Origin of the sequence: Alteromonas sp. W12 (assembly GCF_001924945.1) — a bacterium.
GTDB classification, from domain to species: Bacteria; Pseudomonadota; Gammaproteobacteria; order Enterobacterales; family Alteromonadaceae; genus Alteromonas; species Alteromonas macleodii.
The window spans coordinates 402,816-425,712 of sequence record NZ_LQXH01000009.1 but is presented as its reverse complement, the minus strand read 5'-3'; the positions used below and the strand labels follow the sequence as shown (position 1 = coordinate 425,712).

Sequence of the window (22,897 nt, the reverse complement as noted above, 5' to 3'; positions counted from 1 at the left end):
GGGCTGATACACAGCTTACAAATATTGAGCGCATGCCCAACTCATCGACATTAACAGTAAAATCTCATTTAACCGTTGTTCCGTAGAAAAAGTGTCCCAAATAGTTGAATGATCGTTGTATCATTGCGTTTTTTATCTTTCAGAAAACTCAACGTGTTCAGTTAACCGCTAATCGCGAAAGTTAACTCGTTAAAATAGAGGTTTTAGTAGTGCTAAGGAAAGGCTTAGTTATCACCACGGTTATTTTACTACCCATCGCAACCGTGTTGTTTTTTATGAGTATTCACGACCTGTTTAAAATGAAAACAGTAACGGTCGACCCGAAGCTTAAGGAAATTTCAGGTATAGAATACGATAAATACAAAAGGCTTTGGGCCATTAACGACAGTGGCGATGGACCTATCCTTTATATGCTCAATAAAGATGGAACTATTGAGAGGGAAGTGACAGTTACAAATGCCAAAAACGTCGACTGGGAAGACATGACACAAAACAGTTTCGGTCATTTCTTTTTGGGAGACTTCGGTAACAATGACAACAAGCGACGCTGGTTAACGATTTACAAAATTGAAAACCCCATTGACATAAAAACCGATACCACAGAAGCAGAAATCATTAAGTTTACTTACCCAGAAATGGGAAAAGGAAAAGTAAAACCGAAAGACAAGAACTACGATTTGGAAGCGTTCGTAGAGTACAAGCGTAACCTCTACCTGTTTACAAAAAATAGAACAAAACCCTTCGATGGCATCACCAAGTTGTATAAGGTGGGGGATCATGCCGCTAACTTTGACGCACAGCTCATCGGCGAATTTAAAACCTGTACCACCCTTGAAAAGTTATGCTGGATCACATCGGCTGCAATAAGCCCTGATAGGACTAAACTGGTGCTGTTAGATTCAACAAGCCTGTGGTTATTTGAAAATTTTGAAGGCGATAACTTCTTCAGTGGCGATGTGTCGCGTATTGATTTAGGCGTAGTCACACAAAAAGAGGCAGTGACGTTTTATGACGACAACACGCTGGTTTTCACCGATGAAGAGTACAAGGGGTTATTTGGGGGCAACATTTATGAAGTTAAGCTCGACCAAGCAAAGCGGAACGTGATTAAATACCGCGAAAGCTCGAATCAAAAAGAAAAAGCACCAAAGCAGTAAATACTATGAAGTTCAGTCCGCTACTCTCAGAATTAATTCAGGCACTAACGTGTCTTCCCGGCGTTGGCAACAAGAGCGCTCAGCGTATGGCATTCCACCTATTAGAGCGTAATCGCACTGGGGCAATTGATTTAAGCAACGTATTACACAATGCCATGGAGCATATTCATCATTGTAAGCGCTGCAGAACATTTACTGAAGACGAGCTATGTGACATTTGTCGTCACCCTGAAAGAGATGCAAGTGGCTTGTTATGTATTGTTGAAAGCCCACAAGACGTACTAGCAATCGAACAAACCTTAAGTTACAAGGGGCAGTATTTTGTGCTTATGGGTCATTTGTCTCCTATTGACGGCGTTGGGCCAGAAGAAATTGGTCTTACTGAGCTTGAGGCTCGTCTTGCCGCAGGTGGGATAAATGAAGTTATCCTCGCCACAAACCCGACTGTAGAGGGGGAGGCCACGGCACATTATATCGCTCAACTTTGTGCAAGCCATAACGTTGATGCGTCTCGAATTGCCCACGGCGTGCCGGTTGGGGGAGAGCTCGAGTATATTGATGGTAATACTCTCACCCACGCATTTTCGGGTCGCCGCAAACTATAGTACTGTAAATTGGGGTATACCCATTCTTAGTAATTAAAACACTCAACGTGGGTCCGCATCTGGCTGGCCTACGTCACGTTCTCTCTTATCGCTCGCCCACAAAATATTCAACATCAAACTTTATTGAAGATAAATCTCCTTATAAAAAATAAATTTTCGTTCTAAACGTTGAAAAGTGCGTTGAGCGACCTTACCTGTTTAACATCAAACGTGATCCATTCAACGAGGAGATATTGGATTATGGCTGAAGCAGCCCACAAAGAAACCCACGGTTTTCAAACAGAAGTAAAACAGCTTCTTCATCTGATGATTCACTCTTTGTATTCAAACAAAGAAATTTTTCTACGTGAGTTAGTGTCAAACGCGGCAGATGCTGCGGATAAGTTACGCTTTCGTGCGCTAGAAAATGACAGTCTTTACGAAAACGATGGCGAGTTAAACGTAAAGCTTAGCGTCGATAAAGAAGCAAATACCGTCACCATTACCGATAACGGTATTGGTATGACTCGCGATGAAGTCATTGCGAACTTGGGTACAATTGCTAAGTCAGGCACTAAAGACTTCTTTAGCAAACTTTCTGGCGATAGCGCTAAAGACTCACAACTCATTGGCCAGTTTGGTGTTGGCTTTTACTCTGCGTTCATCGTAGCAGACAAAGTTACGGTGCGAACTCGTGCTGCTGGTGCAGATGCATCGCAAGGTGTTGAGTGGATTTCAGACGGTGAAGGTGAATTCACTATTGCTGAAATCAACAAGCCTACACGTGGCACCGAGATTACACTTCACCTACGCGAAGACGAAAAAGAATTTGCTGATGCATGGCGTTTACGCTCTATCGTAAGTAAGTATTCTGATCACATCAGTATTCCTGTGCAGATGTGGAAAGATGAAGTGCCTGAAAGTGAAGGCCCTGATGGCGAAAAAATTGAAGGCCAGCCTGGTGAATGGGAAGTAGTAAACAAAGCCACCGCGCTTTGGACTCGTGAAAAGTCTGAGATTACTGATGACGAGTATAACGAATTCTACAAGCATATCTCTCATGACTTTGCTGATCCGCTTGCATGGGCGCATAACAAAGTAGAGGGTAAAACAGAATATACAAGTTTATTGTATATCCCTTCTAAAGCGCCGTTTGATATGTGGAATCGCGACCAAAGTCATGGTCTTAAGCTTTACGTTCAACGTGTTTTCATTATGGACGACGCCGAACAGTTCATGCCTACTTATCTACGTTTTGTTAAAGGTTTGCTAGACAGCAATGATCTTCCGCTTAACGTGTCTCGTGAAATTCTACAGGACAATAAGATAACGCAAGCGCTACGCCAAGGTTGTACTAAGCGCGTATTACAGATGCTTGAAAAAATGGCGAAGAACGACAATGAAAAATATCAGTCGTTCTGGAATGAATTCGGCAATGTGTTAAAAGAAGGGCCGGCTGAAGATTTCAGTAACCGCGAGAAAATTGCTGGCTTGTTACGCTTCTCTTCTACACACGGTGAGTCTGATGCACAAACCGTATCATTAGCTGACTATATTGAGCGAATGAAAGAAGGTCAGGATAAGATTTATTATGTGACAGCAGATAGCTTGCAAGCTGCCAAGTCTAGTCCTCACCTTGAGATTTTCCGCAAGAAAGGAATTGAAGTGCTATTGATGGGCGAGCGCATTGACGAATGGTTAATGTCTCACCTTACTGAGTTTAACGAGAAGCAGTTTGTCTCAATTGCGAAAGGAAACTTAGATTTAGGCGACTTAGAAGACGAAGAGTCTAAGAAGGCGCAAGAAGAAGCAGAAAAGCAAGTTGAAGGTGTTCTTGAGCGAGCTAAAACAGCACTTGGCGATAAGGTCGTAGACGTTAAATTTACCCATCGCTTAACAGACTCACCTGCGGTCATCGTAGCAGATGACAATGGCATGACTACGCAAATGATGAAGCTTATGCAGGCAGCAGGGCAGACCGTGCCAGACGTGAAGTATCACTTTGAACTTAACCCTGAGCATAGCTTGGTGAAGCTGCTAGCAGATACCCAAGATGAAGAGCTGTTTAATCAGTGGGTAGGCGTATTGTTTGATCAAGCTGCATTGTCAGAACAGGGTAGCTTGAAAGACCCATCTAGTTTTGTACAGAACTTGAACACGCTTCTAATGAAGTTAGCTAAATAAAGCAATAAACCATTAGGTTTACATTTAAAAACGGGCGTAATGCCCGTTTTTTTAATTCTACGACTAACAAAAGTAAGTTTAGCCATTTTATTGTGCTATATTTTGGCGGTCTAAAATTTCAAGTTAATCATATTAAGAGTTAGCTTATTCATCTTAAATAGGATGAGTTGCTGAATGGGTGTAGGCGCAAATTTACAAAAGTGCCTATAAGCTGAACATATATTCGCCATTAGTCTTAAGATTAACTTTACGGTACTGCTTACACTTGTCACCCCAGTGTTGAATGTGTAAAGTGCCCGAAGTAAAAAGTTTAAAAATCATAAGCGGAGAACGCACTCATGCGAATCATTCTTCTCGGCGCTCCTGGCGCGGGTAAGGGCACACAAGCTCAGTTTTTAATGGGCAAATATGGCATTCCACAAATTTCAACGGGCGACATGCTTCGTGCTGCAATTAAAGCAGGTACAGAGCTAGGACTTGAAGCAAAGCGTGTAATGGATGAAGGCAAACTAGTATCTGATGAGATTATCATTGGCCTAGTAAAAGAGCGTATTGCACAAGATGACTGTAAAGACGGTTTCTTGTTAGACGGTTTCCCTCGCACTATTCCTCAGGCTGACGCAATGAAAGAAGCAGGTGTCACTGTTGATCATTGCATCGAGTTTGACGTTCCTGATGATGTAATCGTAGAACGTATGGGTGGCCGTCGTGTACACCCTGCATCAGGTCGCGTTTACCACGTTGTTTACAACCCACCAAAGGTGGAAGGTAAAGACAATGAAACAGGCGATGACCTAATCGTTCGTGACGACGATAAAGAAGAAACAGTGCGCAAGCGTCTTGCGATTTACCATGAGCAAACAAAGCCGCTTGTGAACTACTACAGCGCTGAAGCGGAAGCTGGAAACTGTGAGTACCACAAGCTTGACGGTACGCGCCCAGTTGAAGAAGTGAGTGCTGAACTTGCTGAACGTTTAGGTTAATTGCCAACAACGTCAACAAAAGGTCGCTTAGGCGGCCTTTTTTGTTGCTTGTAACTTATTAGCGGATAACGTTTAATGACAACCATGAATGTTGAATTAAGCGCTGATTAATACAGCGCGATATAACTAGAACATGTGGAGTAGACCATGGTTTTGCCAATCACGGCGTTTTACGCCAGCTTACTGGGTATTTGCTACCTGTATTTGTCGTTTTTAGTCATTGGCGCCAGACGTCGCCACCAAGTGGGAATTGGCGATGGTGGTCACGAAGACCTGAGTCGTTTGACAAGAGCACATGGCAACTTTAGCGAGTACGTACCCATCACCCTTATTATGATAGCGTGTTTTGAAGCTAATACTGGCCAAGTGTGGGCTGTTCACGCATTGGGGAGCGCACTGTTATTTGGCCGTGTATTACATGCCTATGGCTTAGGTCGTCACTCAGGCGTTAGCTGGCAGCGCTTCGCGGGCATGATCCTGACTTTCCTTGCTATGCTATGTGCAGCAATAGGTAATTTGGTGCTCATTCATTTCGGATTGTAAGTGTTGCAAAAGAAGTGAATACATACAGAAAAATGCCAGCTTAGCTGGCATTTTTTTTACCTCATTTCCAATCAGGTTGAGCTAATTCAGATATTGAGGACAGGTTCGCTGTGTGTATTGCGAAGGTATAGTATTTGTGTCAGCTGGGTATTCTCTCGTTGTATTTACTTTGCTGGCTTATTTAAAGATACATACGCAAAGGAAAATGTTATGCAAAGAAATGTAGAGTTACACGTAAGTGAATTATCTAGAGATGAACTCGAACAAGTTAGTGGTGCTTGGATAGTCAACATAATGGGAGCATTCGCAGGTGCGGTAGGAGGTGTTTACGGCGCCGCCATTGCGGCTGGTGGAGGTGCAACCTCTAAGTCTTTATGGTCAGCAGGATTGGTCGGAGCGAGCACAGGCTTTTTTAATCCAGTAGGTAGTGTGGGGCGGTTAGCAGGTTCAATAGGCTTAGGAGTGGCTGGTGGCGCAATTGGCAATGCAGTTGATTCCCAATATGTCGATACTACAGAGGAATAAACGCATCGAAGCGACTTGACGGAACTTTTGCCACCAAAGAGTTTCGTCCCGTTTGGCCGTTTAACCGATTCGGTTGGAGTCTAAATGCTAAAGATTCTTATAATTTTGGTATTTCTAGTTTTTTACACCTACTTGCTGAAGCGTAGGTTTAAAGTGAAGATGATGGAGGCATGGCGCGCCGAAAAGGTGGGGTCTGAGGTTATGGTCTATGTGATGATTGTATTGCCTGTGACTCTCGCATGGCTCACTACGGTTCTTATTGAATATTTGTTCTTTTAGAAAACGTTGAATCGAAACTTAAAAAGCGCTCAAGGCACGCTATTGTGAAGCAATGCCGTTGAGCGCTTTTTCGCCTTACAGGATTTTAGAAGCGGTAAGTTAGTTTAGAGTATACGAAGCGGCCACGCGGGTTGTGAACGCCGCCTACATAACCGTATAAGTCACCATCACCATCTCCAATAGCAAATGGAGGCTCTTCGTCAAGCAAGTTGTTTGAACCAATTACAAGGCGAAGGTTGTCGCTGTAGTTGTAACCAAACTGCAAGTCTACCAACATTTGAGAATCAACCGTTCTAGAGGTATTTTCTTCAAAATCCAATACACCGTCGAAATCAATGTCAGGCGTGTCTTCAAATTCGCCAATAAAGCTAATGTTCAAGTTGGCATCGAACGCGCCTTTAGACCACGTTGTACCGAACAACCAACGATTTTCTGGATAGCCGTATTCGCCAGTGTACTCAAGGCCGTCTTTTTCGAATTCGTTCATGTAAGACCAATCAAGATTGAAGCGTACGTTACCGAACTCTTGCAGTTCCATGCGATAGTTAGCGCTGAAGTCAACACCAGACGCTTCTTGAGATGATACGTTTTGGTAAGTGTTGAAAATCTTCTGAATTACACCTAGCGATTCGCCTGACTGTGGATCTAAGCGTACACAAATCGTGCTGTCTTGGTTATTACATTCTGCGTCGTAAACCAAGCCGAATTGCTGCTCATCAATTTTATTATCTTGAGTAATACTCCATACATCAATGCTCAAGCCTAATTCTTGAATAGGTGCGTAGATAACACCTACGTTCCAAGATTCTGACTCTTCTGCATCTAAGTTAGGGTTACCCGCAAACTCGATATTGTAATCCAACGATTCACAATCTTGACCTGTTGCATCACAGCGATATTTGTCTACGAAGAACACACTTTTCTGTGACGGACCAAGGCCAACTTGTGCAAGAGACGGCGCTCTAAAGCCCTGAGCCCATGAACCGCGCACGGTTACTTCATCACTTGGCGCCCAACGTAATGCGATTTTAGGATTAGTTGTGCTACCAAAGTCGCTGTAATGGTCGTAACGACCAGCTAGTTGAAGCTCAAGCTGTTCAGCTAAAGGTATAGAAAGCTCTAAGTATGCTGCATACTGGTCGCGTTCAGCTGAGGCTGAAACCGATTCAGTACCGAAGATTAATCCGCGCTGGAACTGAACATCAGGAACGTCAGATACTTGCTCTTCGCGATATTCAACACCTGCTGCCATCATGACAACATCGTCGCCGAAGCTGAATGCTTCACCGGTAATGTGGGCGTCAACGCTGGTCATTCGAGACTCACCACGGCGCACAAGGCTAGTAGTAATATCATCAATTACACTTTGTGGGTTAGTAACGCCACCAAACGGGTTGTAGTTACCAAGGTTAATCTGTTCCTGTAGCCAGTCAACGCGAACCCACCCTTGTGATTGATCACCGCTTTGCTCTGAACGGCTGCGGCCTTTTTGTACAGACGCTTCCCAGTCATAATCATTGAATGTACCACGAAGGCCAGCGACTAAACGAAGGGTGTCAGATTCGATATCCCAGCGACGGGCACCTGCATCAACAGGGCGGTAGCGACCAATTTCAATGTCTTGTCCAAACGGGTTATCAGGATGAGTACCCGGAACGGTTAAACCGGCATCTTCATCAAGAGGTGTTGCTGCACCGCCTGCTTCAGACGTATTGTGCTGCATTGCAACTTCCATAAATGCTGTGGTTTCATCGCCAACTTTATAGTCGAACTGGCCAATAAAGCCAACGCGTTCAGATGCCGGTATGGTTAAACCGAATGGGCCATAATCGAACAAACAGCTACCAGATGCCGTTGCGCTATCTTCAGGACAGTCAGGGTCGATAGTTTTAACACCATCCACATAGAAGTAGCCTGGGTAACCTCGCGACGAACGGAAGTCCATACCGCCATAAGGAGATTGGTTGGCTGTACCGTAACGACCCATTTCGTCAGCGCCAAGCGTGCTGTTGTTGAAATAGTCGATGATAACTGTAGCACTGCTTTTTTCGCTTTGAGAGCCCCATAGAATACTGGCGGTGGTCTCATCATAGCTTGGGCCTGTTGTACCACCATAACCTGCATTAATCTCTAGACCTTCATAGTCTTTCTTCAGTACTACGTTTACTACACCAGCAACAGCGTCTGAGCCGTAAATCGCAGAAGCGCCATCTTTTAATATATCGATTCGTTCGATGGCGGATACAGGAATAGAGTTAATATCAACGAATGAGTTAGTGATACTTTCAGCAAAGGCACTAATTGCCACGCGACGTCCGTTTATTAGAACAAGCGTTGCATCTGGCCCCATACCTCTAAGGGATACCGCTGCCGCACCATTGGCTGTTGAATCTTGGCTGTTATTACGTGTCGAGAAGGTACCCGCACCTGTGGCCGGCATACGCTCGAGTAGTTGTTGAAGGTTTTCATAGCCCATCCCTTCAATCATTGTTGCATCTATTGATTGAATAGGTGAAGGGCCTTCCATATCTGTACGTTTGATACGAGAACCGGTGACTGCAATTCGTTCAAGGTTGGCTGCTTCTTCGTCAGCTTGCTGTGCATACGCAGGAGATAGAGAAGTTAATCCTGTAAGTGCTAATCCCACTGCAATTGCACTTACTTTACGACCTTGTTTCATTGTTATTTCCTTATGTCCATTTTACTTGTTGTGTGTATCTGCAACATTACGTTGTTGCAGATTTATGAATAGCACTCCTGATGCTTATGTTGCAATAGCGTAAAATGCGAAAGATGTGACACTTGGTTACAAAGTGTGTAAACCGAGTATTACTAATGTGAATTTGAATTGAGGGAATAGGGCATTGTTGCGAAGCGTAAAAGCCTTGGGACAATGCTTCTACGACAAGAATAAATAAAAAGTGGAATAAAACCCGTGCGTTCTGATAAGAAACATAAACGCACAAATGGTCGTATTTTAGGTATTAAAAATAGTGCCTACTTTTTCGTGTAGATAACTTTTGATGGCAAACGCAGCTGATCTGACCAGTAACCGAGTGTTTAAAAATTGAGCGTAGGTAAAGGTCTATTTGCGCTAATGTAAAGAGAATTTATCCTCGACATTTAATAAAGAGAAGTGAAAAACCTTTCTTTTCGAGGTAGATACATATTCTCTGTGTCTAACGAAAATGCAACAGAGTTGGCTTTGCCCTGGATTTCTTCAATTGGAATGAAGCCATAATAACGAGAATCAACGCTATTGTTCCTATTATCCCCCATTGCCAGCACGTGATCTCTAGGTACAGTGACCAAGTTAAAGTTTTTCGCAGGGCTAGGTAATGGGTTAAGCGCTATGGTTCGTGTTTGGCCTAAAATCTGCTCGGAATAAAGATTGTGATCTTTGGCGCTTACCGTTGCTTTTTCACCATTGATAAAAAGAACGTTGTTTTCTAATTTGACCTTGTCACCTTCAATGGCAACCACACGTTTAATGAGTCTGGTATCAGCTGCATTACTGTCAATAATTACAATGTCACCGCGATTGATGTTACCAGTTTTCGCGACAACAACGTCTGTGAACGGCAATTCTAGCGTGTAGGCTGATTTATCAACCACTACGCGGTCGCCTACTTGAATGGTGGGCTCCATAGAGCCTGTAGGGACATAATACCAATCAGCAACACTGCTTCGAAACGAGAAAAGCAAAACCATAAATAAAATGAAAGGCAGGTTGTTCTTAACGCTCTGTTTTAGATTTAACACGGCTTCGGTTCTCACTTTTCGTAGATTGCTCGTTAGATCAAAGTTTTATCACGACATGACTTGTGTAATAGATGTAGATTGTAAATTACCTAATTTGTTCAAAATTGAGGTGTGGAAAATGTAACGAACTATGTCGGTAGCTAATTAAGTTTGCTCTAGCTACAGGGTATTGAACGTTGATAAAAAGCAATAAAACACATAAAAATCAGGTGTTTATTTTTATCTCTGTAAAAAGTGAACGCTGCCTCTTTAGGCATGCTAAAAATGACCGAAAAAGGAATGTCATGGCACTGGTGGTGCACTTGTGGTACTTGTTACGTTTTTGATTGGCAAAGAACATACATAATGCTTGAAACATTCAAACGAACAAGAATGTACACTGCAATTGCTGTAATAACACTAAGTGCAGTTTCGACAGGGTGTACACATAACACCAATGATCCACAAAATGTACGAACTGCTTCCGATATAACCAGCGAAACAACTGTTAATGCAGATAATAGTACTGCTTCCCTAAATACGCCATCGTTCAACGTGGACTACGAGCGTTTTACTCTTGATAACGGGCTTACCGTTGTACTGCACGTTGACAGGTCTGATCCCGTTGCTGCTGTCGCCCTCACTGCGCATGTGGGTTCAGCCAGAGAAAAAGAAGGGCGAACAGGCTTTGCGCACTTGTTTGAACACTTACTTTTTCTCGAATCAGAGAATTTGGGAAAAGGCGGTCTTGATAAACTCAGCGCGAAAATTGGCGGCTCAGGTGCAAATGGCTCGACGAGTCGTGACAGTACCAACTACTTCCAAACTGTACCCATTGATGCTTTAGAAAAAATGATCTGGGCTGAAGCCGATAAGTTGGGATTTTTCATTAATACCGTAACAGACCCTGTGCTCGCCAAAGAAAAGCAGGTGGTGAAAAACGAAAAGCGCCAGAGTGTGGATAATCGTCCTTATGGTCACAATCAATATGTGATTGATAAAAACCTTTACCCTGAAGGGCATCCTTATAGTTGGCAAGTGATTGGGTCGTTAGATGATTTGCAAAACGCAACGCTTGCTGACGTTAAAGAGTTTTTCAAAAAATGGTATGTACCTAATAATGTGGTGCTTACCATCGCGGGTGATATTGACGTAAATCAAACTAAAGCGTGGGTTAAAAAGTATTTCGATGAAATTCCTGCGGGAGAGCAAATCAATAAATTACCGCCTCAACCTGCGAAGCTCAATGAGACTAAAAAACGATTCCATATAGATAATTTTGCACAAGCGCCACTTTTAACTATGGTGTGGCCAACCGTACCTGAATATCACGATGACTATTATCCACTTCAAGTACTTTCTCAGTACTTAAGCCAAGGCAAAGATGCTCCGCTGAACAAGGTGCTTGTTGACGAGAAGAAGCTCACCAGTGATGTTTATCTTTATGGCTATGATGCTGAGATCGCTGGACAGCTACAGCTGCAGGTTATGGCATTTAATGGCGTGAACTTAAACACTGTTGCAGGTGGAGTTAACGAAGCGTTCGCCCGCTTTGAGAAAGACGGGATTTCTTCAAAGGATTTGGCGCGCATAAAAGCAGGTCAAGAAACAGAATTTTATCAAGGACTTTCAAGCGTCTTAGGTAAAGGTTTTCAATTGGCGCAATACGAAATCTTTGCGGGCGGGGCTGAATTTATCAGCCAAGATGTTCAGAAAATTCTGAGCGTTTCACAACAAGATGTAATGCGTGTTTATAGCACCTATATCAAGGATAAGCCGTTTGTGGCCACCAGCTTTGTACCTAAGGGACAGCAAGAGTTGGTGTTAAGCGGCTCTACTGAAGCTAATGTAGTTGAGGAGCAAATTGTCGCGGGGGCGGAAGAGAGCTTTGATGCGTCAGTTGCGGCTGAATACGAACGTACTCCGTCATCGTTTGATCGCACGAAAGAGCCTGCTTATGGTGAATCAATAGAAATTACACCACCTAAGGTTTGGCAAAATACACTGTCGTCTGGCATCAAAATAACGGGTATTGCTAATGACGAAGTGCCATTGGTCGCGTTTGAGTTAAAGCTAGATGGTGGCATGCTTCTAGACTCAGAAGGTAAAACAGGAACCGCCAATTTACTTGCCGCAACTTTGCTTAAAGGTACGGCGGAAAAAACACCCGAGCAGCTGGAACAGGAAATTGAGCTTTTAGGCGCTTCTCTGGAGGCCAGTGCTTCTGAAACTGACATTACTATTAGCGGAACGGTCTTGTCTAAGCACTACAGTGACTTAATGCAGCTTGTCACTGAAGTGATACTTTCTCCTCGCTTTGATGAACAAGAGTTTGAATTAGCTAAAGACGATACAATCAACCAGATTGAACAAATAAAAGCGAACCCTAATGCCATTGCATCGGTCGAGTTTAAAACACTGCTTTACGGAAAGGCGCATCCGTTTGCTCAAACGGTTCTTGGTGATAAGCAAACTGTAGATGACACAACGCTCGAAGATGTTAAGAAGTATTACGAGAAATACTTCACACCGTCATTGGCAAAGTTCCATGTTGTGGGAGACATCAAACAACAGGACGTTGTAAAAAGCCTAGCGCCACTTAATGCGCGATGGTTACCGAAAGATGTTACTTTTGCGAAGGTACCAGAGCCCAAGCTGCCAGAAAGCGCCCAACTCTTTTTCTATGACGTGCCTGGGGCTAAACAGTCAGTGCTTTATTTCGGCCATTCCGCCCCGAATGTTACTCATGATGATGCTTATAAAGTCAGTGTGATGAATTATCGTTTAGGCGGGGGCGGTTTCGCCTCACAGCTTATGCAGGAACTGCGTGAAAACAAAGGCTACACCTATGGCATTCGTTCGTCGTTTTCTAGCGATCAATATACGGGGGAATTCACCATACGAAGCGCTGTAAGGTCGAATGTTACCTTAGAATCAACGCAAGCTATCATGGATATATTAGCAGCGTTTGGCACAAACTATTCAGATGAAGATTTAGACGTTACGAAAGGGTTTACACTTAAATCTGGCGCTAGGGCGTTTGAAACGTTAGGCGCTAAATTGAATATGGTTAGCGAAATTAGCGACTTTGGCTTGCCCAATGATTACGTTTTACAGCAAGAAGCTGAGGTAAAAGCGTTAACCGTGGGTGAGATAAAGCGCCTATACGGTGAATATGTGCATCCTGATAAAATGATTTATTTGATAGTTGGGGACAAAGATACCCAGTTTGAGCGTTTAGAAGCGCTTGGGTTAGGGCAGCCAACCTTGTTAAACCCTTAGTTCATGTTTTACGTTTTGCGAGCATTATAACGGCCGTTAATAAGATCAAAGCCCGTGTGAACAGCGTTCACGCGGGCTTTTTTATTAAAATGAGTGCTATATCTGAAATAGGCAAAATTATTGTGACCAAAAACGTGCTTAATCAACGTAACCGAATAGGGTGGTCTGTTAGTGCCTGTTAAATAACTGTGTCGTAGACCAAATACTATGTAATTGAGGCAAACGTCCTAGTTAAGCAAAGAGTTGCAGGAGACATGAGTGACGGAAAAAATAAAGGAGTCTGGGCGCCAAGAGCAAGACGTTGCCCTTAGTCATACTGAAGAAAAAGATGTACGAGATAATCAGAGCTTAAATTCTGTTTCTTTGTACGCCATTGTCCACAGGGAAGGGTTAGAAGAACTTCAGCGTCCTATGATGTCATTGTGGTGGTCTGGTGTGGCGGCAGGCATTGGCATCTCGATTTCAATTCTTGCTGAAGGAATTTTGCATCACCTCTTTGCAAATTCTCCCAATCAGTTTGTTATCGAAAACCTGGGCTATACGGTTGGTTTCGTGCTGGTGATTGTTGGTCGACTTCAATTGTTCACCGAAAATACGCTTTCGGTCATTCTACCCTTGTTGAGTAAACCTTCGTTCAATATGGGCTTTTGCATTGCGCGCCTGTGGTTCATCGTTTTCACCGCCAATATGTTCGGCACCTTTTTGGCTGCGTTTTTCAGCTTTTCGCTGCAATCTGTTCCACCAGAGCTGGTTGAAGGGATGACCGCTATTTCTGAACATTATGCCAAGCTATCACCATCAGACGCTTTCTCATACGGCATTACGTCCGGGTTTATCATTGCCGCTATTGTATGGATGAAGCCTTCGGTTAAGCATTCTCAAATATTGATGATAGTTATTTTTACTTATTTAATTGCTATAGGAAATTTTACGCACGTGATAGCCGGTTCAACAGAACTTTTCTTGTTAGCACTGCAAAATAAAATAAGCGTTCTTGAAACACTCTCACTCATTGGTGCAACATTACTAGGAAATATTGTGGGCGGAACAGGGCTGTTCGCACTGCTGGCTTATGGCCAAGTGGTAAGGGAAATCGAGAAATAGAGAAGTCAAAAGGTGACCCTAGGTGTGCAAACAGTGGTTAATTGAAATTAGCTGCGTTATAACATGCCGTTTAAACCACTAAGGGGTTACGGTGCTTCGCTTTCTAACAGCAATAATTCTTGTCGGAAGTGCATTTTCATGTGCTTTTGCTGAATCAATCATTAAACCTATCATTTCTGAAGCGTCTGTCTCGTTACCTAGAAGCAAAATGGTGACAATAGAAGATACGGAAACTGCACGTAAATATACGTTATTTGTACAGTTGCCAAAAAGCTATAACGCATCTCCTTCCAAGGATTACCCCGTAATATACACAACAGATGCGCCTTACAGTTTTCCTATTATCGTAAGCTCTATGCGAATGCCAGTAAACGTAGGCCAAATGGAAGAAGCGGTCATAGTGGGGTTGTCTTATTCCCTAGAATCAAAAGGCGTAGAGAGTAGAGTAAGGGACTACACTCCTGCCATAGCCAATAGTTGGAAACTGGAAACCGGTCTTGCTGCTGAGTATCTGTCATTTATTAGACGAGATGTATTAACATTTATTGAGTCTACATATCGAGTAGACGTCAATCGACGGACTTTTATTGGGCATTCATTAGGCGGGCTATTTGGCGGCTACGTGCTCATGCAATCTCCTGAAACCTTTTCTAACTATGTGCTTGTTAGCCCTTCAGTGTGGTTTAATGACGATTACTTACTAACCTTAGAAATGGCTGAAACTCAATCGCCCAAGCGTGTTTACATTGGTGTGGGAAGCTTTGAAACGCCTGAGTTTGGCGAGGGTCAAGATATGGTTGCGGGGAGCAAAGCATTGGCAAGTAAAATCAACGCTAAGGCAGATCAAAACATAACACTACAATTGCATGTTATCGGCGGCGCGTCGCATGCGACCGTATTTCCCACCGTTGCTATCCATGGAATAGATTGGATATTGGGAACGCCGCGCTAGTCGCGTTTCTTTAACCGAGGGCTCACTTTTTGTTCGATTGTTAGACAGGCTAAGCAGTGTTAATTTCAATAAAGTGCAAAGCTCTGCGATACAAAAATACCCTTCGCGTAGAAAACGAGAAGGGCATTTTGAACAATAAACGAGTTTTACAACGGATTACTTGTGGCGCTCACGCAACACATCAAGTGCATCGTTTAGCGACATATCGCTCGCCTGAAGCAGTACCGTTAAGTGGTACAACAAGTCAGCGGCTTCGTTTTTAAGCTCTTCTTTGTCGTGTACAGTCGCAGCCAATGCGGTTTCTACACCTTCTTCGCCCACTTTCTGCGCTATGCGCTTAATGCCTTTGTTGTAGAGGCTAGCGGTATAGCTGCTTTTAGGGTCAGCGTCTTTACGGGCAGCCAATACACGCTCTAAATCTGCAAGAAACGTAAAGGCTGGTGTGTTGCCGTCGAACCAACAGCTTTCAACACCAGTGTGGCATGTCGGGCCGTTAGGGTTGGCAAGTACCAACAGTGAATCTTGATCGCAGTCACAAGCAACGCTCACTAAATCTAGCGTGTTACCAGATGTTTCACCCTTGGTCCAAAGACGCTGCTTTGAACGGCTGAAGAAAGTCACTTTGCCCGTTTCAAGGGTTTTCGCCAATGCGTCTTGGTCCATGTAGCCCTGCATTAATACCTTGCCAGACAGTGCGTCTTGCACGATGGCGGGTAGTAGGTTGTCCATTTTGTCCCAAGCCAGTTTATTGCTGTTTTCGTTAGTAATGATCACGGGTTTACTCCTTCTGCTTGCGCCGTTAATCCGTGACGCTTACGCATGGCAACGCCATTGCTGGTTAACTCTGCTTTTAACTCATCAATATTGATGATGCCCTTGTGAAATACTGATGCTGCAAGCGCGCCATCTACGTCAGCCTGTTGAAACACATCTGTAAAGTGGGCAATTTCACCCGCGCCACCCGACGCAATTAGCGGCACTTCACAGACATCGCGCACGGCTTTCAACTGCTTCACATCGTAGCCTTTGCGCACGCCGTCTTGGTTCATGCAGTTCAGTACAATTTCACCCGCACCGCGCGACTGAACTTCTTTAATCCAATCGATGGTTTGCCACTGGCTTTTTTGCGTTCGCGCTTCATCACCAGTGAATTTGTACACTTCGTATTGGTCGGTTGCTTCGTTATAGAAACTGTCGATACCAATCACGACGCACTGTTGTCCATAAACGTCGTGCAGCTGGTTAATAAGGTCTGGATTATTAAGGGCAGGGGAGTTAATCGAAATCTTATCTGCACCCATTTCCAAAATACGCCCAGCGTCTTCAATACTCTTAATGCCGCCAGCAACACAAAAAGGGATATCAATAACCTGTGCAATACGGCTTACCCAGCTTTTATCTACTACGCGGGCATCAGAGCTCGCGGTAATATCATAGAATACTAGTTCGTCGGCACCTGCTTTCGCATATTGCTCAGCAAGAGGTACAATATCACCAATAATTTCGTGGTTTCTAAACTGAACGCCCTTAACAACTTTGCCGTCGCGTACGTCTAGGCACGGTATTATGCGTTTTGCCAGCATGCGATAGCCTCCTTCACCGTAAACTTACCTTCAAGTAGTGCGCGCCCAAGAATAACGCCGCCAACGTTTGTGGGTTTTAGCGCTTCGATATCAGCGATGCTGCCAATACCGCCAGACGCTTGCCAGCTAACGTGTGGGAAACGGGCTGCCATTTCTTGATACAGCTCGGTGTTCGCGCCTTGTAGCGTGCCGTCACGGCTAATGTCGGTACACAGTACATGCTTTGCACCAACAGAAGCGAAGTCTTCAAGCAAGCCTTCAAGGGCTACGCCAGAATTCTCTTGCCAACCGTGGGTGGCAATAAGCTTTTCACCGCTATCGCTGATATTGATATCCAGGGCCAGTACAATGTGCTCTGGACCGTACTTTTCTACCCAAGACTTCACTAGTTCAGGTTGCTTAACGGCCAAAGAACCAATCACTACGCGGCTGACGCCAGTTTCTAGTAATTGCGCCACTTCTTCTTCGCTTCGAATACCGCCGCCGGCTTGAAACTTCATGCGCTTGGTATCGACCATAGACTTAATTAGTGAAAGCTGACGTTTACTGGTGTCTTTAGCGCCTGTTAGGTCAACAATGTGCAGCCAGGTTGCACCTTGGTCGGCATAGTCGTGAACCACGTCTACTGGGTCCAGTTCGTATTGGGTTTTCTGCTCGTAGTCGCCTTGATAAAGGCGTACTACGCGTCCGTCAATAAGATCAATCGCTGGAATAATCATTATAGGTTCACAAAGTTAGTCAGTAATTGTGCTCCGGCCTCGCCAGAACGCTCTGGGTGAAATTGCACCCCGTAAAAGTTGTCTTTGTTTATGGCAGCTGAAAATACGTTGCCGTAAGTACAGCTTGCAAGCGTATGCTCGTACTCAGGTACAGCAAAGCTATGCACAAAATAAAAGTACGTATCTTGTGGAATGCCTTTAAATAAACTTTCTTCTTTATGAGAGACTGTGTTCCAACCCATATGAGGTAAGCGCACGCCTTTTGATTCCATGCGAGCCACATGACCTGGCATTAGGTTCAAACAGTCGATGTTGCCTGTACCTTGAAAACCACCTTCAGCGCTGGTTTCAACCATAAGTTGCATGCCTAAACATACGCCTAGCACAGGTTGGGTAAGCGACTGCAGGGTTTCCACTAACGCTTTTTGCTTAATGCTTGCCATCGCTGCTGCCGCTGTTCCTACGCCGGGTAAAAACACTTTATCAGCGCTTTTAATCACGTTTACATCGTCAGATACGTCCACTTCAACGCCTAAGCGCTCAAGGGCAAAGCGTACCGATGAAATGTTCGCGCAGCCGGTATTTACTATGACTATTTTTTGTCGCTGGCTGGGGGTTACCACTGACATTACAGGGCTCCTTTACTACTTGGGAGTGCATCGCCTTGGCGCGTAATGGCTTGGCGTAACGCACGGCCAAATACTTTAAACAAGCTCTCTACCTGGTGGTGTGCATTACCTTCGCTGGTGGAAAGGTGCAGCGATAGTCCCATGCTTTGTGCAAGTGAATAGAAGAAGTGCGGCACCATTTCTGTGGCCATTTCACCTACTTGGTCGCGGCTAAATTCAGCATCAAATTTAAGGTGTGGACGGTTTGATATGTCCATAATACATTCCGCACGACATTCATCCATTGGCAACGCGAAACCAAAGCGACCAATACCGCGTTTGTCGCCTAGTGCCTTTTTAAGTGCTTCACCAAGGGCAAGCGCGGTGTCTTCTACACTGTGGTGATCGTCAATGTGCAAATCGCCATCGGTAGTCAGGTTTAGCTCGAAGCCACCGTGGGTCGCAATTTGGTCAAGCATGTGGTCAAAAAAGCCCATGCCGGTTTGAATTGTCGACTTAGCCTGCGAATCAAGATCTACACGCACGCGAATGTCGGTTTCAGAGGTGGTACGTACCACCTCTGCAATACGTGAAGACGCTAACAAGCTTTTCTGAATATCGTTCCAGTTTAAGCTTTCACGGTTGTACTGAAAGCTGCGAATACCCATGTTTTCAGCAAGCTGTACATCGGTAATTCTGTCACCAATAACAAACGAACGAGTGAAGTCCACTTTGCCTTGCTGTAGGTATTCTTGTACTAAGCCAAGCTTTGGTTTGCGGCATGTGCAGTTATCAGCATCGAAGTGCGGGCAAATAAGCACGTCGTCAAACACTACACCCTGGCTTTCGAAAATGGCCATCATGGCATTGTGTGGTTTGTCGAAGTCTTCTTGCGGGAAACTGTCTGTACCCAAGCCGTCTTGGTTACTTACCATCACGAGTTTAAACCCAGCTGCCTTAAGTTTAAGTAGCACAGGAATAACGTTTGGCTCGAAAACAAGCTTCTCTAAACTATCTAATTGCTTATCTACTGGCGGCTCTTCTACGAGTGTACCGTCGCGGTCAATAAATAAAATGGCTTGCTGACTCATGCCGCGTCCTCATTATTTTTAAATTCGTTAATTAGCTGCATTAAACGCTGGTTTTGCTCTTCAGTGCCTATGCTTACGCGTAAACAGTTTTGTAAGTTAAGCTGTTTTGATTGATCGCGAATAAGCATGCCTTGGCTTACCAAGTACTGCATTAGGGCTTGCGCTTTTGCGTAGCGGAATAAGATAAAGTTTGCTCGTCTATCACCCACTAATTCAAAGCCTTCGATAGATTCCAGCGCTTCGGCTAGTGCCTCTTTTTCCCGGTTAATGGTAGCCACCTGAAGCTCAAGTAACGTTAGCGATTCAGCCGACAATGCTTGTGCAGCAATCTGCGCTACTGGCTCTGGAATGGGATAGGGCGCTATCACTTTAAGTAGTGCTTGGATGACGGGTGCCTGAGCAAGTGTAAAACCACAGCGAAGACCGGCAAGAGCAAACGCTTTAGACAGCGTACGAAGTACCACCAAGTTTGGATAGTTGTTAATCTCATTTGCCCACGTATTGTCGGCATCGAACTCAATATACGCTTCATCTACAACAACCAGTGCTTTATCGGCAAAGTGATTGAGCACGGTTTTAATGTCTTCACGAGCAACTGGCGTACCGGTTGGATTATTTGGCGCACAGATGAAAATCACGTTAACGTCATCTTCAGCGCATACAGCATTCACGTTAAGGCTAAAGTCGTCGTTAAGCGGCACTTTCTTAATGCCCACATCACAGGTTTCAGCACTGATTGCATACATACCGTAGGTAGGCGGGCATATCAGAATGCTGTCTTTACCCGGCGTGCAGAAGGTGCGAATAAGCAACTCAATGCCTTCATCTGCGCCGCGGGTAACTATAAGCTGCGATTTGTCTAGCCCGGCGTAGTTTGCGTATCCACTGACTACCGCTTCGGGCTGACATGACGGATAGCGGTTAAAGTTACTGCTATTAACGCTGTATTCATTAGCGTAAGGTGACTCGTTGGCATTAAGCCAATCTTGACCGCCTGAAAACAAGCGACGAGCCGATTCATACGGCTTTAGCGGCACTAAATTTTCGTTAATTAGGTTATCGATAAGTGCCGACATTAGGCGTCTCCTTGCTTAAGTGCCTGCATGCGAAGTGCAACGGCCTGTTCGTGTGCATCCAAGCCCTCGGCAGCTGCAAGTGCCATAATCGCAGGGCCTAAATTACGCATGCCGTCTGCGCTTAGTTCTTGAATAGTGTAGCGACGCATAAAGTCTAATAATCCAAGGCTAGAGTAATTCTTAGCATAGCCATAGGTTGGCAGTACGTGGTTAGTGCCCGACGCGTAATCACCTGCAGATTCTGGTGACCACGGGCCTAGGAATATAGAGCCTGCGTATTTAATTTTTGGCAAATAATCACGGGCATTCTCTATTTGTACAATTAAGTGCTCAGCAGCGTAGGCGTTACTTGCTTCAATGGCTTGCTCAATAGAATCAGCCAAAATATAACGCGCATTTTCCATAGCAGGGCGGGCAATCTCAGCGCGAGATAGGGTTGCTAATTGACGTTCAACCGCGGCTTTTGCTTCTTCAATAAGTGTAGCGCTGTTAGACACCAAAATAGCCTGCGAGTCTGGACCGTGCTCGGCTTGGGAAAGCAGGTCGGCCGCTACAAACTCAGGGTTTGCGAACTCATCAGCAAGTACCAACACTTCTGATGGACCGGCCGGCATATCAATAGCTGCACCATCAGCACGTTGGCTTACTTGCTGTTTAGCTTCAGTCACAAAGCTGTTACCCGGGCCAAAAATCTTATCTACTTGAGGAACGCTGTCTGTTCCCAAGGCCATAGCGGCGATTGCTTGGGCACCACCACACAAGAAGATCTTGTCGATGCCGCATTTTCTGGCCGCATACGCAATTTCAGGCGCGATAAGCTGTTCTTTGTTTGGTGGAGTACAAAGTAGCTTATTTTCGCAGCCCGCCACCAATGCAGGTACGCCTAGCATCAATACGGTAGAAGGAAGCGGCGCGCTGCCGCCTGGAATATAAAGACCCACTGCATCAAGGGCGGTGAAGCGCAGCTCGCATTTAACACCAGGCGTTGTGGTTAGCGCGATATCACTAGGCATTTGCGCTTCGTGAAACATTTTTATGTTGTTGAACGCAGTATCGATAGCACTTGCTACCTCTGGCGTTACCTTCGCAGCAAGAGCGTCAATGTTTTCTTGTGAAAGTACAAGGCTAGTTAAGTCTGGGCAGTCAAATTTACGTGTGTAATCAAGTACTGCCTCATCGCCTTCTTTTTCAACGCGGGCGATAATGTCGCCCACGGTCTGCTTTAACTGTTGGCTATTGGCCATAGCCGGGCGGGCTAGCGCCTGTTTTTTCTCATTTACCGAAAGAGATGACCAAGTAATCATAATTGCCTGCCTTTTAGCCCATCATTTTTTCGATTGGCATTACAAGAATAGAGCTACAACCAAGGGCTTTAAGTTTCTCCATGGTTTCCCAGAACAAGGTCTCTGTAGAAACAACGTGGATAGCAACTTGTTCTTCATTTCCAGCAAGTGGTAGAACCGTAGGATTTTCAGCACCTGGAAGTAGGCTTTTCACCTGCTCTAAATACGCTTTTGGTGCGTGTAGCATGATGTACTTGCTTTCTTTTGCTAGTAATACGCCATCAACACGTGGCATTAGTCGGTTAACCAGTGTTTCTTTCTCGTCGCTAAGCTCGCCATCAGCGCGCTTAATAAGTACCGCTTTACTGCGGAAAATAACGTCTTTTTCAACAAGACCGTTAGCTTCAAGGGTTGCACCGGTAGATACAAGGTCACAGATAGCGTCAGCTACACCTGCTCGTGGGGCCACTTCCACAGAACCTTGTAGCATTACAGCCTTTGCATTTATGCCCTGTTCTTTGAAGTAGCGCTCAAGTAGGTAGGGGTAAGTTGTTGCTACTTTTTTACCTTCTAGCGACTGGATTCCTTGATAATCCATCTCATTAGGTACCGCAATAGACAGGCGGCAGCCGCCGTAGTCTAGACGACGCAGTACTTCATATTCGAATGGCTTGCCCGCAGCTTTACGCTCTAGCATTTTCTCTTCTAGCTCATTTTCGCCAATAAAGCCTAGGTCTACTACACCATCCATAACAAGACCTGGAATATCGTCGTCACGCACGCGAAGCAAATCAATAGGCTGGTTCGTAGAATGCGCAATCAGCAGGCGATCACGAATATTGAGTTTAATGCCTATAGCTTTCAGTAGGGCAATGCTGTCATCGCTCAATCGACCTGATTTCTGTACGGCAATTCGAAGTCTTTTGCTGTTACTCATTGAAACGTTCCTTACACGTTGTGTTTTAACTTTTGATTGCGCCTAAAACGAAAAACCCCCGGAAGTTTCCTTCCGAGGGTCGAGAATTTGTTTTATCTGCGCCACTGGAAGGATACATAGACCTTCCAGCACGAACCTGAAAGGTTATGCTTTGTGGTGATGGTGATGTTTCGTCGCGCAGTTAATCATTTTGAAAATTTTAATTCCTAATTTCGAACGGCTGAAACATTAGCGTTTTGAATTAGGATTTGCAAGGTTAAAGTGAA

General features: G+C 44.7%; 19 protein-coding genes and 1 other annotated feature. Of the genes, 9 read left to right on the top strand and 10 right to left on the bottom strand.

Annotated elements, in window-relative coordinates; all coding sequences use genetic code 11:
* Positions 1-209 precede the first annotated feature (209 nt).
* The 6 genes from AWH61_RS15450 (at position 210) to AWH61_RS15425 (ending at position 5,976) form a co-directional block, all read left to right on the top strand.
* Positions 210-1,157 (top strand): hypothetical protein, encoded by a 948-nt coding sequence (locus AWH61_RS15450; RefSeq protein ID WP_014950046.1) that lies wholly within the window; start codon positions 210-212, stop codon positions 1,155-1,157.
* 5 nt (positions 1,158-1,162) lie between these two features.
* A complete protein-coding gene (gene recR / locus AWH61_RS15445) occupies positions 1,163-1,762 on the top strand; it encodes a recombination mediator RecR (RefSeq protein WP_075177540.1) in 600 nt (199 codons plus the stop codon).
* A gap of 240 nt (positions 1,763-2,002) precedes the next feature.
* Positions 2,003-3,925: a molecular chaperone HtpG gene (gene htpG, locus AWH61_RS15440; RefSeq protein WP_014950044.1), complete on the top strand. Its 1,923-nt coding sequence runs from the start codon at positions 2,003-2,005 to the stop codon at positions 3,923-3,925.
* A gap of 338 nt (positions 3,926-4,263) precedes the next feature.
* Positions 4,264-4,908 (top strand): adenylate kinase, encoded by a 645-nt coding sequence (adk, locus tag AWH61_RS15435; RefSeq protein ID WP_014950043.1) that lies wholly within the window; start codon positions 4,264-4,266, stop codon positions 4,906-4,908.
* A 147-nt stretch (positions 4,909-5,055) separates the two neighbouring features.
* Positions 5,056-5,451, top strand: a complete 396-nt coding sequence (locus AWH61_RS15430; RefSeq protein WP_014976958.1) for an MAPEG family protein — start codon at positions 5,056-5,058, stop codon at positions 5,449-5,451.
* A 210-nt stretch (positions 5,452-5,661) separates the two neighbouring features.
* On the top strand, positions 5,662-5,976 hold the full coding sequence (locus AWH61_RS15425; protein ID WP_075177539.1) for a hypothetical protein: 315 nt from the start codon (positions 5,662-5,664) through the stop codon (positions 5,974-5,976).
* A 364-nt stretch (positions 5,977-6,340) separates the two neighbouring features.
* On the opposite strand, the gene AWH61_RS15415 is transcribed toward AWH61_RS15425, so the two are convergent.
* Together AWH61_RS15415 and lepB are read right to left on the bottom strand one after the other, a co-directional pair.
* Positions 6,341-8,935 (bottom strand): TonB-dependent receptor, encoded by a 2,595-nt coding sequence (locus AWH61_RS15415; protein ID WP_039236294.1) that lies wholly within the window; start codon positions 8,933-8,935, stop codon positions 6,341-6,343.
* 443 nt (positions 8,936-9,378) lie between these two features.
* Complete coding sequence (lepB, locus tag AWH61_RS15410) at positions 9,379-10,032, bottom strand: signal peptidase I (RefSeq protein WP_075177538.1); 654 nt, start codon at positions 10,030-10,032, stop codon at positions 9,379-9,381.
* A gap of 330 nt (positions 10,033-10,362) precedes the next feature.
* On the opposite strand from lepB, the gene AWH61_RS15405 reads away from it, so the two are divergent.
* The 3 genes from AWH61_RS15405 to AWH61_RS15395 all read left to right on the top strand — a co-directional run bounded on the left by AWH61_RS15405 (position 10,363) and on the right by AWH61_RS15395 (position 15,334).
* A complete protein-coding gene (locus tag AWH61_RS15405; protein WP_075177537.1) occupies positions 10,363-13,278 on the top strand; it encodes a M16 family metallopeptidase in 2,916 nt (971 codons plus the stop codon).
* 258 nt (positions 13,279-13,536) lie between these two features.
* On the top strand, positions 13,537-14,382 hold the full coding sequence (locus tag AWH61_RS15400; protein ID WP_014950037.1) for a formate/nitrite transporter family protein: 846 nt from the start codon (positions 13,537-13,539) through the stop codon (positions 14,380-14,382).
* Between the two features lie 91 nt (positions 14,383-14,473).
* On the top strand, positions 14,474-15,334 hold the full coding sequence (locus tag AWH61_RS15395; protein ID WP_075177536.1) for an alpha/beta hydrolase: 861 nt from the start codon (positions 14,474-14,476) through the stop codon (positions 15,332-15,334).
* A gap of 156 nt (positions 15,335-15,490) precedes the next feature.
* On the opposite strand, the gene hisIE is transcribed toward AWH61_RS15395, so the two are convergent.
* From hisIE to hisG, 8 genes are read right to left on the bottom strand one after another with little or no spacing between them, the layout of a single operon-like run.
* Complete coding sequence (gene hisIE / locus AWH61_RS15390) at positions 15,491-16,108, bottom strand: bifunctional phosphoribosyl-AMP cyclohydrolase/phosphoribosyl-ATP diphosphatase HisIE (protein ID WP_015067587.1); 618 nt, start codon at positions 16,106-16,108, stop codon at positions 15,491-15,493.
* Positions 16,105-16,917 carry an imidazole glycerol phosphate synthase subunit HisF gene (gene hisF, locus AWH61_RS15385; protein WP_014950033.1) on the bottom strand — a complete coding sequence of 271 codons (813 nt, stop codon included), beginning with the start codon at positions 16,915-16,917 and terminating at the stop codon, positions 16,105-16,107. Before hisF ends, hisIE begins: the two co-directional genes overlap by 4 nt.
* The gene (gene hisA, locus AWH61_RS15380) at positions 16,899-17,636 is read right to left on the bottom strand and encodes a 1-(5-phosphoribosyl)-5-[(5-phosphoribosylamino)methylideneamino]imidazole-4-carboxamide isomerase (RefSeq protein WP_014950032.1); all 738 of its coding nucleotides are present in this window, start codon (positions 17,634-17,636) and stop codon (positions 16,899-16,901) included. Before hisA ends, hisF begins: the two co-directional genes overlap by 19 nt.
* Complete coding sequence (gene hisH / locus AWH61_RS15375; protein WP_075177535.1) at positions 17,636-18,265, bottom strand: imidazole glycerol phosphate synthase subunit HisH; 630 nt, start codon at positions 18,263-18,265, stop codon at positions 17,636-17,638. The genes hisA and hisH overlap by 1 nt, the downstream gene beginning before the upstream one ends.
* Positions 18,265-19,335 (bottom strand): bifunctional histidinol-phosphatase/imidazoleglycerol-phosphate dehydratase HisB, encoded by a 1,071-nt coding sequence (hisB, locus tag AWH61_RS15370; RefSeq protein ID WP_014950030.1) that lies wholly within the window; start codon positions 19,333-19,335, stop codon positions 18,265-18,267. The genes hisH and hisB overlap by 1 nt, the downstream gene beginning before the upstream one ends.
* Complete coding sequence (hisC, locus tag AWH61_RS15365; protein ID WP_075177534.1) at positions 19,332-20,411, bottom strand: histidinol-phosphate transaminase; 1,080 nt, start codon at positions 20,409-20,411, stop codon at positions 19,332-19,334. Before hisC ends, hisB begins: the two co-directional genes overlap by 4 nt.
* Positions 20,411-21,715, bottom strand: a complete 1,305-nt coding sequence (gene hisD, locus AWH61_RS15360; RefSeq protein WP_014950028.1) for a histidinol dehydrogenase — start codon at positions 21,713-21,715, stop codon at positions 20,411-20,413. The genes hisC and hisD overlap by 1 nt, the downstream gene beginning before the upstream one ends.
* 13 nt (positions 21,716-21,728) lie before the next feature.
* Positions 21,729-22,631: an ATP phosphoribosyltransferase gene (gene hisG, locus AWH61_RS15355; RefSeq protein ID WP_014950027.1), complete on the bottom strand. Its 903-nt coding sequence runs from the start codon at positions 22,629-22,631 to the stop codon at positions 21,729-21,731.
* A 50-nt stretch (positions 22,632-22,681) separates the two neighbouring features.
* Positions 22,682-22,800 (bottom strand) — a sequence feature (His leader region).
* Positions 22,801-22,897: the final 97 nt, after the last annotated feature.

Excerpts from the sequence above, each read along its gene's own strand:
- recR (WP_075177540.1), top strand. The coding sequence starts at position 1,163 with ATGAAGTTCAGTCCGCTACTCTCAGAATTAATTCAGGCACTAACGTGT.
- htpG (WP_014950044.1), top strand. The coding sequence starts at position 2,003 with ATGGCTGAAGCAGCCCACAAAGAAACCCACGGTTTTCAAACAGAAGTA.
- adk (WP_014950043.1), top strand. The coding sequence starts at position 4,264 with ATGCGAATCATTCTTCTCGGCGCTCCTGGCGCGGGTAAGGGCACACAA.
- AWH61_RS15430 (WP_014976958.1), top strand. The coding sequence starts at position 5,056 with ATGGTTTTGCCAATCACGGCGTTTTACGCCAGCTTACTGGGTATTTGC.
- AWH61_RS15425 (WP_075177539.1), top strand. The coding sequence starts at position 5,662 with ATGCAAAGAAATGTAGAGTTACACGTAAGTGAATTATCTAGAGATGAA.
- AWH61_RS15415 (WP_039236294.1), bottom strand. The coding sequence starts at position 8,935 with ATGAAACAAGGTCGTAAAGTAAGTGCAATTGCAGTGGGATTAGCACTT.
- AWH61_RS15405 (WP_075177537.1), top strand. The coding sequence starts at position 10,363 with ATGCTTGAAACATTCAAACGAACAAGAATGTACACTGCAATTGCTGTA.
- hisF (WP_014950033.1), bottom strand. The coding sequence starts at position 16,917 with ATGCTGGCAAAACGCATAATACCGTGCCTAGACGTACGCGACGGCAAA.
- hisA (WP_014950032.1), bottom strand. The coding sequence starts at position 17,636 with ATGATTATTCCAGCGATTGATCTTATTGACGGACGCGTAGTACGCCTT.
- hisH (WP_075177535.1), bottom strand. The coding sequence starts at position 18,265 with ATGTCAGTGGTAACCCCCAGCCAGCGACAAAAAATAGTCATAGTAAAT.
- hisB (WP_014950030.1), bottom strand. The coding sequence starts at position 19,335 with ATGAGTCAGCAAGCCATTTTATTTATTGACCGCGACGGTACACTCGTA.
- hisC (WP_075177534.1), bottom strand. The coding sequence starts at position 20,411 with ATGTCGGCACTTATCGATAACCTAATTAACGAAAATTTAGTGCCGCTA.
- hisD (WP_014950028.1), bottom strand. The coding sequence starts at position 21,715 with ATGATTACTTGGTCATCTCTTTCGGTAAATGAGAAAAAACAGGCGCTA.
- hisG (WP_014950027.1), bottom strand. The coding sequence starts at position 22,631 with ATGAGTAACAGCAAAAGACTTCGAATTGCCGTACAGAAATCAGGTCGA.